This is a genomic window from Pseudomonas sp. NPDC087639 (genome assembly GCF_044743385.1).
In the GTDB taxonomy this organism is placed as follows: Bacteria; Pseudomonadota; Gammaproteobacteria; order Pseudomonadales; family Pseudomonadaceae; genus Aquipseudomonas.
Map to the genome: position 1 here is coordinate 12,687 of NZ_JBIUWI010000051.1, position 18,602 is coordinate 31,288.

Annotated in this window: 16 protein-coding genes; 7 read left to right on the plus strand and 9 right to left on the minus strand. The window is 60.4% G+C overall.

Features of this window, described 5'->3' with window-relative positions; all coding sequences use genetic code 11:
* The first annotated feature begins 17 nt into the window (after positions 1-17).
* Both ACIOVB_RS19910 and ACIOVB_RS19915 read left to right on the plus strand, forming a co-directional pair.
* On the plus strand, positions 18-854 hold the full coding sequence (locus ACIOVB_RS19910) for an oxaloacetate decarboxylase (protein ID WP_401270621.1): 837 nt from the start codon (positions 18-20) through the stop codon (positions 852-854).
* A 2-nt stretch (positions 855-856) separates the two neighbouring features.
* Positions 857-1,549, plus strand: coding sequence for an extensin family protein (locus ACIOVB_RS19915; RefSeq protein ID WP_401270623.1), 693 nt, complete (start codon positions 857-859; stop codon positions 1,547-1,549).
* Between the two features lie 3 nt (positions 1,550-1,552).
* Here ACIOVB_RS19915 and ACIOVB_RS19920 read toward each other — a convergent pair whose 3' ends face one another.
* Positions 1,553-2,173 (minus strand): energy transducer TonB, encoded by a 621-nt coding sequence (locus ACIOVB_RS19920; protein ID WP_305443882.1) that lies wholly within the window; start codon positions 2,171-2,173, stop codon positions 1,553-1,555.
* 93 nt (positions 2,174-2,266) lie between these two features.
* On the opposite strand from ACIOVB_RS19920, the gene ACIOVB_RS19925 reads away from it, so the two are divergent.
* Positions 2,267-3,049: a class I SAM-dependent methyltransferase gene (locus ACIOVB_RS19925; RefSeq protein WP_222944280.1), complete on the plus strand. Its 783-nt coding sequence runs from the start codon at positions 2,267-2,269 to the stop codon at positions 3,047-3,049.
* A gap of 104 nt (positions 3,050-3,153) precedes the next feature.
* Here ACIOVB_RS19925 and ACIOVB_RS19930 read toward each other — a convergent pair whose 3' ends face one another.
* Complete coding sequence (locus ACIOVB_RS19930; RefSeq protein ID WP_401270625.1) at positions 3,154-3,789, minus strand: TetR/AcrR family transcriptional regulator; 636 nt, start codon at positions 3,787-3,789, stop codon at positions 3,154-3,156.
* A gap of 94 nt (positions 3,790-3,883) precedes the next feature.
* Between ACIOVB_RS19930 and ACIOVB_RS19935 the strand changes: the two genes are divergently transcribed.
* From ACIOVB_RS19935 to ACIOVB_RS19945, 3 genes are all read left to right on the plus strand, one after another.
* A complete protein-coding gene (locus tag ACIOVB_RS19935; protein ID WP_401270628.1) occupies positions 3,884-4,996 on the plus strand; it encodes an efflux RND transporter periplasmic adaptor subunit in 1,113 nt (370 codons plus the stop codon).
* A 6-nt stretch (positions 4,997-5,002) separates the two neighbouring features.
* Positions 5,003-8,071, plus strand: a complete 3,069-nt coding sequence (locus ACIOVB_RS19940; RefSeq protein ID WP_401270630.1) for an efflux RND transporter permease subunit — start codon at positions 5,003-5,005, stop codon at positions 8,069-8,071.
* A gap of 840 nt (positions 8,072-8,911) precedes the next feature.
* Positions 8,912-9,169 carry a DUF6124 family protein gene (locus ACIOVB_RS19945; RefSeq protein ID WP_401270633.1) on the plus strand — a complete coding sequence of 86 codons (258 nt, stop codon included), beginning with the start codon at positions 8,912-8,914 and terminating at the stop codon, positions 9,167-9,169.
* Between the two features lie 60 nt (positions 9,170-9,229).
* On the opposite strand, the gene ACIOVB_RS19950 is transcribed toward ACIOVB_RS19945, so the two are convergent.
* From ACIOVB_RS19950 to plsB, 3 genes are read right to left on the minus strand one after another with little or no spacing between them, the layout of a single operon-like run.
* Positions 9,230-9,919, minus strand: a complete 690-nt coding sequence (locus ACIOVB_RS19950; RefSeq protein ID WP_401270635.1) for a DUF4197 domain-containing protein — start codon at positions 9,917-9,919, stop codon at positions 9,230-9,232.
* A 27-nt stretch (positions 9,920-9,946) separates the two neighbouring features.
* Entirely contained in the window at positions 9,947-10,345 is a 399-nt protein-coding gene (locus ACIOVB_RS19955) for a YbaY family lipoprotein (RefSeq protein WP_401270638.1), read from the minus strand.
* 54 nt (positions 10,346-10,399) lie between these two features.
* Positions 10,400-12,901, minus strand: a complete 2,502-nt coding sequence (plsB, locus tag ACIOVB_RS19960) for a glycerol-3-phosphate 1-O-acyltransferase PlsB (RefSeq protein ID WP_401270641.1) — start codon at positions 12,899-12,901, stop codon at positions 10,400-10,402.
* A 238-nt stretch (positions 12,902-13,139) separates the two neighbouring features.
* Here plsB and ACIOVB_RS19965 point away from each other — a divergent pair, with 238 nt between their 5' ends.
* The gene (locus ACIOVB_RS19965) at positions 13,140-13,349 is read left to right on the plus strand and encodes a cold-shock protein (RefSeq protein ID WP_095189383.1); all 210 of its coding nucleotides are present in this window, start codon (positions 13,140-13,142) and stop codon (positions 13,347-13,349) included.
* Positions 13,350-13,393: 44 nt separating this feature from the next.
* On the opposite strand, the gene ACIOVB_RS19970 is transcribed toward ACIOVB_RS19965, so the two are convergent.
* The 4 genes from ACIOVB_RS19970 to ACIOVB_RS19985 all read right to left on the minus strand — a co-directional run bounded on the left by ACIOVB_RS19970 (position 13,394) and on the right by ACIOVB_RS19985 (position 18,496).
* Positions 13,394-13,771 (minus strand): hypothetical protein, encoded by a 378-nt coding sequence (locus tag ACIOVB_RS19970; RefSeq protein ID WP_401270644.1) that lies wholly within the window; start codon positions 13,769-13,771, stop codon positions 13,394-13,396.
* A gap of 75 nt (positions 13,772-13,846) precedes the next feature.
* Positions 13,847-14,656, minus strand: coding sequence for a putative RNA methyltransferase (locus ACIOVB_RS19975; protein ID WP_100847319.1), 810 nt, complete (start codon positions 14,654-14,656; stop codon positions 13,847-13,849).
* Positions 14,656-15,807: a succinyl-diaminopimelate desuccinylase gene (gene dapE, locus ACIOVB_RS19980; RefSeq protein ID WP_401270647.1), complete on the minus strand. Its 1,152-nt coding sequence runs from the start codon at positions 15,805-15,807 to the stop codon at positions 14,656-14,658. The genes ACIOVB_RS19975 and dapE overlap by 1 nt, the downstream gene beginning before the upstream one ends.
* A 97-nt stretch (positions 15,808-15,904) precedes the next feature.
* Positions 15,905-18,496, minus strand: a complete 2,592-nt coding sequence (locus ACIOVB_RS19985; protein ID WP_401270650.1) for a glycosyltransferase — start codon at positions 18,494-18,496, stop codon at positions 15,905-15,907.
* Between the last annotated feature and the right edge of the window lie 106 nt (positions 18,497-18,602).

Consider the following 18,602-nt stretch of genomic DNA (forward strand, 5'->3'; position numbering starts at 1 on the left):
TGCACCGGAGCCTGTCAATGGATGCCCAAGCCCGCACAGAACAAGTCCGTAAAGCCCACGCCTTCAAAGCCCTGCATGAGCGTCCGGGAATCTTCGTTATCCCCAATCCGTGGGATGCAGGTTCCGCGAAGATGCTCGCCAGTCTGGGCTATCAGGCATTGGCGACCACCAGCGCCGGTTATGCGTTCTCCCAAGGCAAAGCCGACGGAGCCTTGAGCCTGGACGACACCCTGGCCAATGTCCGGTCGATTGTCGCGGCGACGGATCTGCCGGTGGCGGTGGATCTGGAAAATGGTTTTGCCGATGATCCGGCCGAATGCGCGAACAGTTTGCTGCGAGCGGCCGAGGCGGGCGCAGTGGGCGGTTCAATCGAGGACGCCACGGGCCGTGCAGACGCGCCGATCTATTGCTTCGAACACGCCGTGGCGCGGATCGAAGCCGCCGTCGCCGCTGTGCGTACCCTGCCATTTCCCTTCACCCTGACTGCCCGTGCGGAAAACTATCTGCACGGTAAGCCCGACATCGACGACACCATCCGCCGTTTGCAGGCCTTCGCCGAGGCCGGCGCCGACGTGTTGTATGCGCCGGGTTTACGCAGTGCTGAAGAAGTCCTGGCGGTGGTGCGCGCGGTAGCGCCGAAACCGGTGAATGTGTTGATGTCCGGGGGACTGAAACTGACTGCGCAGCAACTCGAAGAGCTGGGCGTGCGCCGGATCAGTACCGGGTCTGCTTTGGCATTGGCGGCTTACGGCGAGTTCTTCCGCGCCGCTGAAGAGATCCAGCAGTCGGGCACCTTCGGCTTCACTTCGAAGTCGATGCCGTACGCCAAGGCCAACCAGTTTTTCAAAGGTTGAGCATGGGGCGTTCGTTTGCGTTGCTCGTATTGCTGATCATCGGCGGGGCTTTGATCAGTGTCTGGCGCGGTTGGCTGGACGTACCTTCCGAATGGAATCCGTGGGCGCCGCTGGATGTGAAAGCGACGCCCAACTGGCTGACCGGTTACAAGCTGATGCGCCTGCGCGGCGATCCTGAACTTTGCGCTCAGGCTCTGCGCAGCTCCGCTTTGCGCGTCACGCCGCAATCCGACAGCCCTGACGCCAAGTGCCCGTTGATTGGCGCCTTGCGCGTACAGGGCGGTGAGGTGGCGCTAAGCAGCAGCTTCCTCGCCAGTTGCCCGTTGGCGGTCGCCTACGCGATGTTCGAACGCCACACTCTGCAACCCGCCGCGCAGTCCGTTTACGGTCAGCAGGTCGCGCGTCTTGATCACCTTGGCAGCTTTGCTTGCCGCAATGTCTACAACCGCGAAAGCGGCGCGCTCAGCCGTCATGCCAGTGCCGATGCGCTGGACATCGCCGGGTTTCGTCTGGCGGACGGTCGCAGCATCAGCGTGCTCAAGGATTGGCCCAAGCAAAATCAGGACGCGCAGTTTTTACGCAGGGTGCGCGATAGCGCCTGCGAGGCGTTCAGTGTGGTGTTGAGTCCGGATTACAACGCCGCCCATCGCAATCACTTTCATGTCGATGTCGGGCGCTGGAGCGTGTGTCGCTGAGGATCAGGCGGCGATGCGCAGGTTCTGCAGAACGATAGGACGTGCCCAACCGTTATCGAAGTCCAGCGCTTTCTGCTGCTCGACGATTTCTTCCGGCGGGAATGGCGGGTAAGGCTTTTGCAGCAGATCCAGGTCGAATTCGGCAATCGGCAGGTAGAGCGGACGTTTCTGCGGCGCGGCGCCCGGCTCAGGAATCGGCTGACCGTTGTTGATCACGATCGGGCGAACCCAGCTGCTGTCGAAGTCTTGCTGCGATTGCTGAGCCTTGAGTTCTTCCGGCGGGAACGGTGGGAACGGCTTGTCCAGCAGCTCCGTTTCGAACTCGGCGATCGGCAGAAACAGTGGCTCTGGTGGGCGCACTTCGGTTTCCACGACATTGCATTCACGCTGCTCGATGATGTGTGCGTGCAACTCGCTGCCGATAGTCGGTTCTTCAGTGCTGCTGAGGTCAACCGGGGGAAACGTGCCACACGCCGGCACCACTTCACTCGTCTGTTCGGCCATCGCCTGGGCAAAGAAATCCTGCCACAGGTGACTGACGCCGCTCAGTGCTTGAGTGTTTTGACGGCTGAAGTCGCCATGGGGCGAGATGTAGCCAATCGATGTGGGAAGAATGCCTGACATTTTTTTCGGTTGCCGCTCAGCTCTGGCAAAATGCGCGTTGATTGGTTTATCGGCCACTTTTTGCCGATCCTTAACTTTTTTGAGCGTGTTTTCATGATTGAGCAACCCGCGGCCTGCCGCATCCATGTCCAGGCCCTCGGCCCGACGTTTGAAGCGCAAGCCGAGCAGTGGGCCGAACGCCTGGGCCTGCCACTGCAGGTGGCCGACGGCGAGTTCGCCTTGCAGGTCGGCGAGCAGGGTTTGCAGCTGCAACAGCTAGGGCCAGACGCTCCGGGGCCGGTGCGGGTGGACTTCGTCGAGGGTGGCGCGGCGCATCGTCGTTTATACGGCGGTGGCAGCGGGCAGATGATCGCCAAGGCTGTCGGCATCGCTCAAGGCGTGCGCCCGCGAGTGCTGGATGCCACGGCGGGGTTGGGCAAGGATGCATTCGTGCTGGCGAGTCTGGGCTGCGAGATGAGCCTGATCGAGCGTCAGCCACTGATCGGCGCATTGTTGGAGGATGGTCTGGCGCGGGCGGGGGAAGATTTCGACGTGGCGCCGATCGTGGCGCGGATGAAATTGCTCAAAGGCAACTCCATCGAAGTCATGCGTAACTGGGAAGGTGAGCCGCCGCAGGTGATCTACCTCGACCCGATGTTTCCCCATCGTGAGAAAACCGCGTTGGTGAAGAAGGAAATGCGCCTGTTTCGGCCGCTGGTGGGCGATGATCCGGATGCGCCGGCCTTGCTTGAGGCGGCGTTGGCGCTGGCGACACACCGTGTGGTGGTCAAGCGGCCGCGCAAGGCGCCGTGCATTGAGGGGCCGAAGCCGAGTCATGCGCTGGATGGCAAGTCCAGCCGATACGATATTTACCCGAAGAAAGCGCTCAAGCCGTAAGACCGAGTTGCCTCATTCGCGAGCAGGCTCGCTCCCACATTGAAATCCATTTCAAATGTGGGAGCGAGCCTGCTCGCGATGATGTCAGCCCAAACACTACAGAATCAGGGCCGATACGCCCGCATAAACAACCCCACCACTTCCTGCACATGGCTCTGCGCCGCTTCTTCAGTCAGCGGCTCGCCACAGCCATACAACAAGCGAAAATTCCCCGCGCCCTTGATCAGGCAGAAGAAATGCTCGGCCGCATTGCGTGGTTGGTCGATGCTCAGCACCCCGTTCTCGTGGATGCGCGTCAGCAGCCGCTCCATCCCCTGCACCATGCGCTGCGGACCTGCCTCGAAGAAGATCAGCGACAGCTTCGGGTCCTGGCTGCCCAACGCCATGATCAGGCGGTGCAGATTCACCGATTCATCGCTGTTGATCAGGTGATGAAAGCCCCGGGCAATGTTCAGCAACACATTTTCCACGGCAATCCCTTCGGTCAATTCGAAGAACAGCGGCGGTAATTGTTCCTCGCATTTGGCCACCACGGCGGCGGAGAACAGTGTCTCCTTGTCGTTGAAATGGCTGTAGACCGTCAGCTTTGACACGCCAGCCTCAGCGGCCACCGCGTCCATGCTGGTGTTGGCATAGCCATGACTCAGAAACAGAATTTTCGCCGCATCGAGGATCGCTTGGCGCTTGGCCAGATCCTTGGGGCGGCCCGGGCCGTTTGGAGCTGAAAGATTGTTCGACATTCTTCGCTTTTATTACTGGACTGGTGAGTTTGCTATTAATAACATACCGGCCAGTATAATTATTCCAAGCACCATTAGCGAAAGGTCCGTCATCATGTTCCGCCATGCACTGCACCTCACGTGGCCATTTGCATTGCCAGTCACTCTGGCTTTTTTATTGTCTGCGTGTGGCCAGGAAACGGCGGTGCAAGTCACCGTACGACCGGCCATGGTGGTGCAGCCAGAGCCTTCGGCACAGGCAATGGAAAGTTATCCGGGTGAAGTTCGCGCGCGTTATGAGCCTGATCTGGCGTTCCGCATCGGCGGCAAAGTCAGCCGACGACTGGTCGATGAAGGCCAGCGGGTGAAGGCTGATCAGCCACTCGCCGAACTCGATCCGCAAGACGTGCGCCTGCAACTGGAAGCCACTCGCGCGCAAGTCGCCGCTGCCGAAGCCAATCTCAATCTGGTGCGTGCCGAGCGCGACCGCTACAAGACCCTCATGGATCGTCAGATGGTCAGTCGCTCGGCCTATGACAATGCCGAAAACCTCTTTCGCTCCGGCGAAGCACGCCTCAAGCAGATCAAAGCCGAATTCAACGTCTCGACCAACCAGGCCAGTTACGCCGTGTTGCGTGCGCCCCAGGACGGTGTGGTAGCCAAGCGTTCGGTGGAAGTCGGGCAAGTGGTGGCCGCCGGACAAACCGTGTTCACCCTCGCCACCGATGGCGAACGCGAAGTGCTGATCAGCCTGCCGGAGCAGAGCTTCGGCCGCTTCAAGGTGGGTCAGCCGGTGACCGTCGAACTCTGGACTCAGCAGAACCAGCGCTTCGCCGGACAGATTCGCGAGCTGTCGCCGGCGGCCGATCCGAAATCCCGTACCTTCGCTGCAAGGATTTCCTTCGCCAGCGGCAAAGTCCCGGCCGAGCTCGGCCAGAGCGCCCGGGTGTTCGTGCAGTCCGCCGATGTCGTGTCGCTGTCGGTGCCGCTTTCGGCGCTGACCGCGGAAAATGGCGCTACTTACGTCTGGGTCGTCAACGCCAACAACACTCTGAAAAAGACCCCCGTGCGCGTCGGCCCGTTTGGCGAGAAAACCGTACCGGTGCTTGAAGGCTTGAACGCCAGTGATTGGGTCGTCGCCGCTGGCGTGCATGTGCTGCTCGAAGGTCAGCAAGTGCGTCCGGTGGATCGCTCCAATCGTGTAGTCAATCTGGCGGACAAGGAGTAAGTCCCGATGCGCTTCAACCTTTCCGAATGGGCGCTGCGTAATCGCCAGATCGTATTGTTCCTGATGCTTTTGCTGGCCATCGTCGGTGCGCTGTCCTACACCAAACTCGGCCAGAGCGAAGACCCGCCGTTTACCTTCAAGGCCATGGTGATCCAGACCCGCTGGCCGGGCGCGACGGCGGAGGAAGTTTCGCGTCAGGTCACCGAGCGCATCGAAAAGAAACTGATGGAAACCGGCGAGTACGAACGCATCGTTTCGTTCTCTCGTCCCGGCGAATCCCAGGTCACGTTTATCGCCCGCGATTCGATGCACTCCAACCAGATCCCCGATCTCTGGTATCAGGTGCGCAAGAAGGTCAGCGACATCCGCCAGACCCTGCCGCCGGGGATTCAGGGGCCGTTTTTCAACGATGAATTCGGCACTACTTTCGGCAATATCTACGCGCTGACCGGCGACGGTTTTGACTACGCCGTGCTCAAGGATTATGCCGACCGCATCCAGATCCAGCTGCAACGGGTCAAGGATGTCGGCAAGGTCGATCTGCTTGGGTTGCAGGACGAGAAGATCTGGGTCGAGCTGTCCAACGTTAAACTCGCCACCCTCGGCTTGCCGCTGGCGGCAGTGCAGCAGGCGTTGGAAGAACAGAATGCGGTGTCTACAGCAGGGTTCTTTGAGACCGGCAGTGAGCGTTTGCAGTTACGGGTCTCGGGGAATTTTCAGACGGTCGACGAGATAAAGAACTTCCCGATCCGGGTCGGCGATCGTACGTTCCGCATCTCCGATGTTGCCGATGTGCGGCGCGGTTTCAACGATCCGCCGGCGCCGCGCATGCGCTTCATGGGCGAGGATGCGATCGGTCTGGCAGTAGCCATGAAGGACGGCGGCGACATTCTCGTGCTCGGCAAGGCATTGGAAGGCGAATTCTCGCGCCTCCAGAAAAACCTCCCGGCCGGCATGCAGTTACGCAAGGTTTCTGACCAACCGGCAGCGGTGAAAACCGGCGTGGGCGAGTTCGTCCAGGTATTGGTCGAAGCGTTGGCGATTGTGTTGCTGGTGAGCTTCTTTTCTCTCGGCGTGCGCACCGGCATGGTGGTGGCGCTGAGCATTCCGCTGGTGCTGGCGATGACCTTCGCCTGCATGTATTACTTCGGCATCGGTCTGCACAAAATTTCCCTCGGCGCGCTGGTGCTTGCGTTGGGGTTGCTGGTGGACGACGCGATCATCGCCGTGGAAATGATGGCGATCAAAATGGAGCAGGGCTTCGACCGCATCAAGGCCGCGAGCTACGCCTGGACCAGTACCGCGTTCCCGATGCTCACCGGTACGCTGATCACTGCCGCCGGTTTCCTGCCGATTGCCACGGCACAATCAGGCACGGGCGAATACACCCGCTCGATCTTTCAGGTGGTGACCATCGCGCTGCTCGCCTCATGGGTGGCGGCGGTGATGTTCGTGCCGTATCTGGGGGAAAAACTGCTGCCGGATCTGGCGAAAATTCACGCGGCCAAACACGGCACGGGTGATGGTCAGCCGGACCCGTATGCCACACCGTTCTATCAGCGGGTACGTCGTTTGGTGGAGTGGTGTGTGGTTCACCGCAAAACCGTAATCGTGCTGACCGTGGGGCTGTTTATCGCGTCGGTGATGCTGTTCCGCTTCGTGCCACAGCAGTTTTTCCCGGCCTCCAATCGGCTGGAGCTGATGGTCGATCTGAAACTGGCTGAAGGCGCTTCGCTGGCGAACACCACCGGTGAGGTCAAACGCCTGGAAGCGATGCTCAAGGATCACGCCGGCATTGATAACTACGTGGCGTATGTCGGCACCGGTTCGCCGCGTTTCTACCTGCCGCTGGATCAGCAGTTACCAGCGGCGAGCTTTGCCCAGTTTGTGGTGTTGGCGAAGAACATCGAGGAGCGTGAAACGCTGCGCACCTGGTTGATCTCCACGCTGAACGAGCAGTTCCCGGCGCTGCGTTCGCGGGTGACGCGTTTGGAAAACGGCCCGCCGGTTGGCTATCCGGTGCAGTTCCGCGTTACCGGTGAGCACATTGAAGAAGTCCGCGCTCTGGCGCGCAAGGTCGCGGCCAAGGTTCGCGAGAATCCGCATGTGGTCAATGTGCATCTGGACTGGGAAGAGCCGAGCAAGGTTGTGTACTTGAACATCGATCAGGATCGCGCCCGGGCACTGGGGGTGAGCACTGCCAATCTGGCGAAATTCCTGCAGAGTTCGTTGACCGGGTCGAGTGTCAGTCAGTATCGCGAAGATAACGAGTTGATCGAGATCCTGCTTCGCGGCACGGTGCATGAACGTACTGAATTGTCTTTGTTGCCGAGTCTGGCGGTGCCGACGGATAACGGTCGCAGTGTGGCGCTGTCGCAGGTCGCCACGTTGGAATATGGCTTTGAGGAAGGCGTCATCTGGCATCGTAATCGGCTGCCGAACGTGACGGTGCGTGCCGACATTTATGGCAAGGAGCAGCCGGCGACGCTGGTGAAGCAGATCATGCCGACGCTGGATTCGATTCGCGCTGAATTGCCGGACGGGTATCTGCTGGATGTTGGTGGGACGGTGGAGGATTCGGAGCGAGGGCAGAAGTCGGTGAATGCCGGGGTGCCGATGTTCATTGTTGTGGTGCTGACGTTGCTGATGGTGCAGTTGCGCAGTTTTTCGCGGACGGCGATGGTGTTTTTGACGGCGCCGTTGGGGTTGATCGGGGTGGTGCTGTTTCTGATGGTGTTCCGGCAGCCGTTCGGGTTTGTGGCGATGTTGGGGACGATCGCGCTGTCCGGGATGATCATGCGTAATTCGGTGATTCTGGTGGATCAGATTGAGCAGGATATTGCCTCTGGGCTCAGGCCTTGGCAGGCGATTATCGAGGCGACGGTGCGGCGCTTTCGGCCGATTGTGTTGACGGCTTTGGCGGCGGTTCTGGCGATGATTCCTTTGTCGCGCAGTGTGTTTTTTGGGCCGATGGCGGTGGCGATAATGGGGGGGTTGATTGTGGCTACGGCGTTGACGCTTTTGTTTTTGCCGGCGTTGTATGCGGCCTGGTTCCGGGTGCGTCGGGAGGGTTGAGCCTTGGCGGCCTTTGGGCCGACCATGCTCTTGGGTTTTGGGTGTATATCCGTTTCTTTGGGCGCTGCGGCTGGTGGTTTCGCTCTTACAGCGAGTCACCTTTTCCAAACGCCGAAAAGGTAACCCAAAAGGCTTTGCCCTGACGTTCGGCCCTCGCTGTGGCTCGGGTCCCTTCGTTACGGGATTGATCCGGGCGCATCGCCTCCGGTTTGCTGCGCTGCACCTCCTCTCGATGTGTTTGGCTTCGCCAAACGGTCGCTGCGCTCCCACCCCCCGGATCAATCCCTCCACTCAGCCTGCCGACGGGCTTCCAGATCAAGATCAAGAGCTGCAGCCGAGCTAACGCTCATCCTGTTGAGTGGTGAAGGGCGACGCGGGGCGCGGGCTGTTTTTGCTTTTGCTTTTCTGTGGGAGCGAGCCTGCTCGCGATGGCGGCCTGACAGCCGACCAAGCCCTGAACTGGAGATACTCGATCCAAATGTGGGAGCCAGCCTGCTGGCAATGACGATCTGAAAAGCTTAGTTGTTTAACGGTGTGACGAAAATTCAGAACCTTCCCACATGTTTTTCAGATTGTCCGTCGGACGTGCGATCTCTAGCCTAAGGCTGTCGCTGCAAAAATCAGCGACCGGGTTTCGCAGCCCGGTTAAACTTCAGACGCACAGCGTCCACCATCCGAAAACGGGCGTTTTTTTATGTCTGTGTCATGGCGGCTGTGCGCGGGATACCTTCGGGTATGCCGGGTGCCTGAAGTCCCGGTCTGCGAACCTGCGTACAGCTGCCACCTAACATTCGTTTCGCAGCGAACGGTGGCGGCTCCACTACTTCAGGAGATTTCGCCATGTTCAAACCCACGCCAAACCCGCCCAAACTCGTCAATCATCCCAGCACAATCTTCACCGTCCTCCCCGAAGTCGACTCCGAAACATTACTCGCTAACGCCTGTGAAACGCTGGCCTCAGCCAACATCATGGCCACGGAGCTGGCGTTCACCCTGAGTGGCCCGACGTGTAATCATCTTCTGGGTATTCAGCAGATGATTTCCCTCGCAGAACTGTCGGTGAACCGCGTCCTTGATCAAGTCGATCCGCAAACCTGACGCCTACAAAAAAGCCCGCTGAACGTATGAAGTTCAGCGGGCTTTTTGTTGTTCAGAACATTACAAGGTCCCGAACACCTTCTTCGCCAGACTCGTCGCCGCAGCGGCCGGGTTCTGGCGGATGGTTTCTTCCTGTTTGCCGATCATTTCGAACAGGCCATTGAGCGCTTGCTCGGTGACGTAGTTCTCGACGTTCGCGCTCTTCGCGTCTACTACGCCGAAGGTCGCGGCCTGGCCGGCGAAGGCGTTGTACTTTTGCGCTACGCCGACCTTGTCGGTGGCTTGTTTGACGATCGGCAGGAACTTGGCGCGGATCTGTTCGCGGCTGGATTTGTCCAGGTATTGGGTGGCCGAGTCGTTTCCGCCGCTGAGGATGCCTTTGGCGTCGGCCACGCTCATTTTCTTCACCGCGTCGACGAGGATTGGCTGGGCCTGGGTCACGGCGCTTTCCGCAGCCTTGTTCATGGCGGTTTCCAGTTCTTCGACCTGGGCGCCCATGCCGAAGGCTTTCATCTTGCTGGCGGCTTTGCCGAGTTTGCCCGGCAGTTCGATTTTTACCTCCGGGTTATTGCTGAAACCGCCAGGCGTGCCGAGTTGTTTGACGGCGATTTGCGCGCCTTGGGTCAGGGCGTCCTTGAGGCCGCCGGTGGCGTCCTGTTGCGACAGGTCGCTGAGCGACAGGGCCATGGCGCTGGCGGAGATCATCAGGCCCGCGCACAGGCCGGCGAAGCGAAGGGTAGGGCGGAGCATGGCAGCTTCCTTGTTCCAGAAAATGAATTAACGAGCGGCGTCGACGCGGATCTTCAGCGGCTGCGGGTCGTTGCCGTCGAGTTGCACGGCGTGGTTTTCGGTGGTGATGAACATCAACTCACCGTTGACTTCGATGCGTGCGCTGACCGAGTAGCGGTGGCCGGGTTTGACCTGGGCCGGATCGTAGCTCAAGTGAAACGGCAGCGGCACCTGGCCTTTGACCGGGCCTTTCTGTTGGTCGAGTACGACGGCTGGCGCGTCGGCCAGTGAAACGTCTTGCAGGCTCACGCTCAAGGTGGCGCTCGGTGGCAGGGCAATGCGTTGCAGGTAGAACACTTCGCCGTCGAGGCTGGCCTTGCCGGCGGGTGTGGTCGACTGGCAGGCGCTGAGCAGTGTGGCGGCAGCGAGAATGGTCAGTTTTTTCATGGGAAATCTCCTTTCAATGTGGGAGTGAGCAGGCTCACTCCCACAGGTTGTTCATCAAGCTTCGGGCGGTGTGGCGACCTGATCGGCCGCATCTTCACTGCGGTGCAGCGCCACCTGACGGATCGACAAACGAATCTCCGCCGGCAACACGCGTTTCGCCGCGCCTTCGGCCAGTTCGCCGAGCAGTTCGTGGTAGCTCAGCTTGCCGGCTTCGTCGCGGCGCAGCACGTCGAGGTCGAGCAGGGTCTGGATAAAGTGGCGGAACAGGCTCTTGTCGAAAAACTCCGGGGCGTTGAGGCCATGCAGGATCGACAAGCGCTGGGCCATGACCGTGCAGAGGTCTTCCAGTTCTTCGGCGCTGACGGTGTTCTGGCCGGCGTTGAGCAGCAGCGACACGGTCATGTAGAAGCGTTGCAGGGTCTGCGCAATGCTTTTCGACAGCAGGGTCAGCAACACGAAATGCCGCGAACTCGGCGCAGGGCGCAGGTACACCTCTTTTTCGAAACGCAGCAGGCCTTGTTCGACGAAGGCTTCCAGCCATTGATCGACCACGGCATCGAGTTCGTCCAGGCTCCAGCGGATGAACAGCTCCGACTGCAAGTACGGGTACAACGCGCGGGTGTAGCGCAGGATCTGTTCGCGGCTCATGCGCGAGGTGCTCTGGAAGAAACTCGCCAACAGCGCCGGCAGGGCGAAGATGTGCAGGACGTTGTTACGGTAGTAGGTCATCAGGACGGCATTTTGCTCGTCCAGATAAAGAATCTTGCCCAGCGCATCGTTCTGCTCGGCCAGTAGATCCATGTCCTTCACATGCTCGATCAGCGCGCGGCCATCGCCTTCCGGCAATGTCGTGTGTGGCGAGTACGGCACCTTGCGCAGCAGCGCCAGATACAGGTCCAGCACCCGCGCCATGGCACGATCGTCCAGCGCCAGGCGAGTGGTCGACAGCAACGCCAGCGCCACCAGATTGACCGGGTTGATCGCCGCCGCTTCGTTCAGATGCTGCGCGACTTTCTCGCCGAGGCGATTGGTGGTTTCGTTGAGCCACGCCGGTTTGTACTGCGGGCCGAGTTCCTGCTGGCGCCAGTCCGGTTGCTCGGCGTCGAGGAATTCCGCCAGTTTGATCGGCTCGCCGAAGTTGACGGCGACCTGCCCGAAGCGCTGCTTCAGCGCACCGATGACTTTGAAAATGTCGAAGATCGACTCTTTCTTCTTGCTGGCGCCACGCAGTTCGCCGAGGTAGGTACGGCCCTCCAGCACGCGCTCGTAACCGATGTACACCGGCACGAACACGATGGGCATGCGCGACGAACGCAGGAAGCTGCGCATCGTGATCGCGAGCATCCCGGTTTTCGGTTGCAGCATGCGCCCGGTACGCGAGCGGCCGCCCTCGACGAAGTACTCGACCGGGAAGCCTTTGGTGAACAGGGTGTGCAGGTATTCGTTGAACACCGAGGTGTACAGCGGATTGCCCTTGAACGTGCGGCGCATGAAGAACGCACCGCCACGGCGCAGCAGGCTGCCGATTACCGGCATGTTGAGGTTGATCCCGGCGGCGATGTGCGGCGGGGTCAGGCCGTTGCGGAACAGCAAGTATGAGAGCAGCAGGTAGTCGATGTGGCTGCGGTGGCACGGCACGTAGATCACTTCGTGACCCTGGGCGACCTTTTGCACACCTTCGATGTGGTTGACCTTGATGCCGTCGTAGATCTTGTTCCAGAACCAGCTCAGCACCACTTCAAGGAAGCGGATCGCGGTGTAGGTGTAGTCCGAGGCGATCTCGTTGCCGTAGCGCAGGGCCTGGGCCTTGGCTTTTTCCGGGGAGATGTTTTCGCGCTCGGCTTCGTCGAGGATCGCTTGCTTGACCAGTGGCTGGTTGAGCAGGCCTTTAACCAGGTTGCGGCGGTGGGAAATGTCCGGGCCGATCACCGCCGCTTTGAGGTTGCGGAAGTGTACGCGCAGGATCCGCTGGGCCATGCGCACGGTGCGCTCGTGGCCCTTGTTGTGTTCGATCAACTCGCGCAGGTGGATCGGTGCGGAGAACTGCACACGAGTCTTGCGCCCGAGAATCATGATGCTCAGCAGCCGGCGCAAACGCCCGGTGACCGCCCAGCTGTCGGCGAACAGCAGCTTCCACGGACTGTTTTCGCTGTCCGGTGACTGACCCCAGAACACACTGACTGGAATGATCTGCGCGTCTTCGGCGGCGTTTTGCGTGAGGGCGCTGACCAAACGGGTCAGGGTTGGCGGGGCACCGCGCTTATCCTGACGGCCGAGCCAGTCCGGGTCCGGTGTCAGATAGAAGAACGCGGCAGGCTCAATCAGCGAACCCACCGACACCGGCAGCACCGGGCGCGGCAGACCGGCCTTGGTGCACTCGGTATCGAGCACGGCCAGATCGGTCAGCGATGGGTTTTGCAGGACGTAGAACACCGGACGACTGCGGTCGAGGTTGAGGGTAAACGACGACTGGTTGATCGTCTCCGAGCGAACCCAGAGGTACAACAGTCGGCGCAAGGTGCCAAACACAAGACGGCGAAACGGGGAGCGGGTCATACGGCTTCTGCGTGAGTTGATAAAACCGAGCGTTTGCTCGGGTGGGCGCTAGTGTGACGGATTCATCGAAAATCGGCAAAAAAGCGGCGAAGTAAACTCCGGTTGAGAGTTTTCGTGCCTGTCATATACTCGGCGCTCTGTCGCCGGGGCCCGTTTATGGACGTCGGACGCAGGCTGACGTTCCTCAAAGGCTTTCCTGCGAAAAGCCTGTTCAATAATAAAAAAGGAGTATGAACAGATGGCAACACGTGAAACCGGCAACGTGAAGTGGTTCAACGACGCCAAGGGCTACGGCTTCATTCAGCGCGAAGACGGGGTGGACGTGTTCGTGCACTACCGCGCGATTCGCGGCGAAGGGCATCGGTCGCTGACCGAAGGCCAGCAGGTCGAGTATGCGGTGGTGACAGGTGACAAGGGTTTGCAGGCTGAGGATGTTGTAGGCCTGTAATCACCCGAAGATCGTTCCCACGCAGAGCGTGGGAACGATCAGCGTCAGGCGGTCTTCCAGGTGATCTCTTCTTCACCATCGGCGCTGATGCGCATCCAGCGATCCGCCGTTTCCTCGCCTTCTTCCTCGACCCACGTCCCTGGCGCACAACGCACTTCGACGTTTAGCGCAGCAAACGCGGCGCGGGCGCAGGCGATGTCGTCATCCCATGGGGTCGCATCGCTTTCCAGGTACAGGCTGTTCCACTTGCCCACGGCTTTCGGCAGCCAGGTCACCGGGACTTTGCCTGCCTTGCACTTGTAGGTTTGGCCTTTCTGCACCCAGTCGCTGCAGGGGCCCAGCGCTTCGCCCAGCCAGGCCGAAATGGCCTTGTGGTCGACGTCGGCGTCTTTCAGGTAAATCTCGATATCCGGTTGGCGCATGGATGTCCTCACTGCGGGTCTGAAAAATCCATTCGCGGATTTAGCCGGCCCCGGGCATTTGCCCGAGACCAAAAGTTATTGAAGAACGAAATAATCGTAGCGCATCGACACGGTGGTCTCGAACGGCTCGGCCTGTTCGATCACCGCCGCGCGACGCTCGGCACTGGCACGCCAGCCGTGGGGCGTCATCGCCAACAGGTTGGCGCGATCCTCGGGCTTGTCCAGCGTCAGTTTGAACTCAAGCGTCTCACTGTGCGCCAGCGCCATGCCTTCCGGCACCAGGGCCAGGTGCTTGTCGTCGGTGTACTCACGGACTTCGTCGTATAGACGTTCGCGCAACTCCATCAGATGGCCACTGGTCGGGCCGACTTTCATCAGCCCGCCGCCTACGCTGAGCAGACGCTTGGCTTCTTCCCAATCCAATGGACTGAAAACACTGGCCAGGAACTGGCAACTGCCCGACGCCAACGGCACGCGGGCCATGCTGGCGATCAACCAGGTCAGTTGCGGATTGCGTTTGCAGGCGCGTTTGACCGCTTCGCGCGAGATGTCCAGCGCGTAGCCATCGGCATCCGGCAGGGCCTCGGCGATCTGCGCGGTGTAGTAACCCTCGCCACAGCCGATATCGACCCAGCGCGCCGGCGCGTAACTCGCTGCCAGCTCCGCCAGACGCTTGGCCACCGGCGCGTAATGCCCAGCGTTCAGGAAGTCGCGGCGGGCCTCGACCATTGCCTGATTGTCGCCAGGATCGCGGCTGTTCTTGTGCTGCACCGGCAACAGATTCAAGTAACCCTGACGCGCACGGTCGAAACGATGCCCGGCGGGGCAGACCACGCCGTTATCCACCGCATTCAGCGGCTCACTGCAGATCGGGCACGCAAGCATCAGGCAAGCAACTTGATCAGGGTCTGGTAGTAGATCTCGGTCAGTACGTCGATATCGGCCGCCAGTACGCGCTCGTTGACCTGGTGAATGGTCGCATTGACCGGGCCCAGTTCAACCACCTGAGTGCCCATGGTCGCGATGAAGCGGCCATCGGAAGTGCCACCGCTGGTAGACGCCTTGGTCTCGCGGCCGGTGATGTCCTTGATGCTCGCCGACACCGCGTCGAGCAGAGCGCCTGGCTCGGTGAGGAACGGCAGGCCGGACAGCGCCCAGTCGATGTGCCAGTCCAGGTCATGTTTGTCGAGGATGTCGGCAACGCGTTTCTGCAGGCCTTCAACGGTGGATTCGGTGGAGAAACGGAAGTTGAACACGGCCACCAGGTCGCCCGGAATCACGTTGGTCGCGCCGGTGCCGGAGTTGACGTTGGAAATCTGGAAACTGGTCGGCGGGAAAAAGTCGTTGCCGTGATCCCAGTGCTCGGCGGCCAATTCGGCCAGTGCCGGAGCGGCCAGGTGGATCGGGTTCTTCGCCAGATGCGGGTAGGCGACGTGGCCCTGAATACCCTTGATGGTTAGCTTGGCACCAAGCGAGCCGCGACGGCCGTTTTTGACCACGTCACCCACCAGCGTGGTGCTCGACGGTTCGCCGACGATGCACCAGTCCAGACGCTCGTTACGCGCGACCAGACGTTCAACCACTGCCTTGGTGCCGTGGTGCGCCGGGCCTTCTTCGTCACTGGTGATCAGAAACGCGACTTTGCCTTTGTGGTTCGGGTAGTCGGCGACGAAGCGCTCGGCGGCGACAGTCATCGACGCCAGGCTGCCTTTCATGTCTGCCGCGCCACGGCCGCAGAGCATGCCGTGTTCATCGATGATGGCGTTGAACGGGTCGATCTGCCATGCAGTCACCGGGCCGGTCGGCACTACGTCGGTGTGACCGGCGAAGCACAGCACCGGGCCGTCGTTGTTGCCATGGATGGCCCAGAAGTTATCCACATCCTCGATGCGCATCGGCTCCAGGGTGAAACCGGCATCACCCAGGCGCTGCATCATCTGCTTCTGGCAATCGGCGTCGACCGGCGTCACGGACGGACGGCGGATCAGGTCGATGGCGAGTTGGAGGGTCGGCGAAAGGTCGGCGTGGGCCGTCATGGAGAACTCCGGAATCTGGGGGCAAGGCGCGTAAAATGGCGGTTATCTTAAAGCAAAACGGCGACCATTGGCCGCCGTTTAGTGCATCGATGAGGATTTAGACGGCCGGTGCTGGCTCAGGTGCCGCCGAAGGTTTTGGCAGCGACGACAGGAACGCCATGATCAATGCCGCCAGGTACGGCAATGATTGCACCAGCAACATGACCACCCAGAAGCGCATGTCGTTGCTTGGAATACCCTGCACCAGGTAGATCCCCAGCGCCGCGCCCCACAACAGCAGCATGATGAACAGTTCTTCCCGCGCTTCGGAAATCGCCACCCAGAAGCCATGGTTGTCGGCGTTTTTCGGCGTGCGGAAGAACGGAATGCTGCTGGTGAAGAAGCCGTACAACACCGCTTTGGCGATGGTGTGCGACAACGCCAGACCCGCCAGTGCCGCGCAGAATGCATCTTTCAGGTTCACGCCCACCGCGCGGCGATACAGGAAGATGATCTTGCCGACCTTGAACACGAACAGCGCCAATGGCGGGATCGCGAAGATCAACAGTGGCGGATCGACCCGTTGCGGCACGATGATCATCGCCGCCGACCACAACAGTGCGCCGACGGTGAAGAAGATGTTCATGCCGTCCGCCACCCACGGCAACCAGCCCGCGAGGAAGTGGTAACGCTGGCCACGGGTCAGTTCGGTGTCCTTGCCGCGCAGCAGGCTGCCGGTGTGACGCTTGATGATCTGAATTGCGCCGTAAGCCCAGCGGAAACGCTGCTTCTTGAAGTCGATGAACGTATCCGGCATCAGACCCTTGCCGTAACTGTCGTGGTAATACGCCGCCGACAGGCCTTTTTCGAACACGCGCAGACCCAGTTCGGCGTCTTCACAGATGCACCAGTCGGCCCAGCCCAATTCTTCCAGAACCGAACGACGGGTCATGGTCATGGTGCCGTGCTGGATGATCGCGTCGCGGTCGTTACGGGTGACCATGCCGATATGGAAGAAGCCTTTGTACTCGGCGTAACAGAGCTTCTTGAAGGTGCTTTCGTTCTGGTCGCGGTAATCCTGCGGCGACTGCACCACGGCAATTTTCGGGTCGGCGAAGTGCGGCACCATGTGCTTGAGCCAGTTCGGATGCACGCAGTAATCGGAGTCGATCACCGCGATCACTTCGGCATCCTTGGCAGTGTGCGGAAGCAGATAATTCAACGCGCCGCCCTTGAAACCTGCCAATGGCGCGACGTGGAAGAACTTGAAGCGCGGGCCGAGGATTTCGCAGTAGTCTCGCACCGGTTCCCACACCGCCGGGTCCTTGGTGTTGTTGTCGATGATCAGGACTTCGTAGTCCGGGTAATCGAGGGCGGCCAGGGCGTCGAGGGTCTGTTTGACCATTTCCGGCGGCTCGTTGTAGCAAGGCACGTGGATCGACACTTTTGGCCGGTAGCTGGAGTCGCCCTCCACGGGCAGGAATTCCCGTCGGCGTTTGTGAATCCACACCGCTTCGGCCAGTTCATGGGCCTCGGTGAGCAACACGATAAATACCCCGAGCGCACCCAGCGCCAGGAGGAAGCCCACTGTCAGGCTGAACCACGTGCTGTATTGCAGGCTGTAGTCGTAACCGATCCATACCAGCACCGACCCGCAAAGGAAGGCGATAAAGGTCAGGAAGATCCGGCCACGCTGGCGCAGGGCCGAACCGTCGATCATCAGCAAGGTCAGCGACAACAGCGCCAGTACCACCGAGCCGACCGCCAGCACACGCCATTGCGGGATCGCCACCACCGGGCCTTCGAAGTTGAATTTCTGCTGACGCGCGGCGTTGAACACGCCCCAATACGCGCCAACCGAACCTTCGTCACTGGCTTTCCACGGCTGGTCGAACGCTTCGATCACGAAGTAGTTGAAGCCCTGGCGGTTGAGCTTGTTGACCAAAGTTCGCAGGTAGATCGCCTGATCCGCCGGCGACGCATCGGCGCCGCCGCGCATTCGACCGTTGCTCGGCCAGCCCACCTCGGACAGCAGCAGCGGTTTTTTCGGGAACATCTTTTTCAGGTCGCGGGCGCGGTCGAAAACGAACTGGCCGGCCTTGTCGACCGGGACGAATTCCCAGTACGGCAGAACGTGGGCGGCGATCAGATCGACGTGCTTGGCCAGCTCCGGGTGTTCTTCCCAGACGTGCCATTGCTCGGAGGTGGTCACCGGTACTTTGACGGCTGCGCGTACGCGATCAAGCAGCACGCTCAGTTGCTCGGCAGTGATTTCCTTACGGAAGATCGCTTCGTTGCCGACTACCACGCGAACCACGCTGCGCGAGGTGTTCGCCAGTTCGATGGCGCGAGTGATTTCCCGCTCGTTGCGCTCCTGATCGGGGCTGATCCAGATCCCCAAGGTCACGCGCAAACCAAATTCTTCCGCCAGTTTCGGGATGTCTTGCAGCGAGCCATCGACCGAGTAGATGCGGATGTTGTCCGTCAGCTTGCTCATGATCTCCAGGTCACGGCGCATTTCTTCGTCGGAAGGGTACTGATCCTTCTGCGGGAATTGGCCCTGCTGGAACGGCGAGTAGGAGAAACCGGAGATCTGCTCCGGCCAGTTGGGCGCGGAGACCGGGCGATTGATCAGCGCCCAGAAGCCGGTGAACAGGGCGGCGATTGCCAGAACCACCACCAGGTTGAGACCAAATTTACGCGATGACATAGCTGTTTCGGGTTCCAAAGGCTGTGGAACGGATGATCGGTAGGCTATACGCCAATGGGGCGCGCATCCTACACCGGTAGTTCGCAAGTCGTACAACAGACAGGGA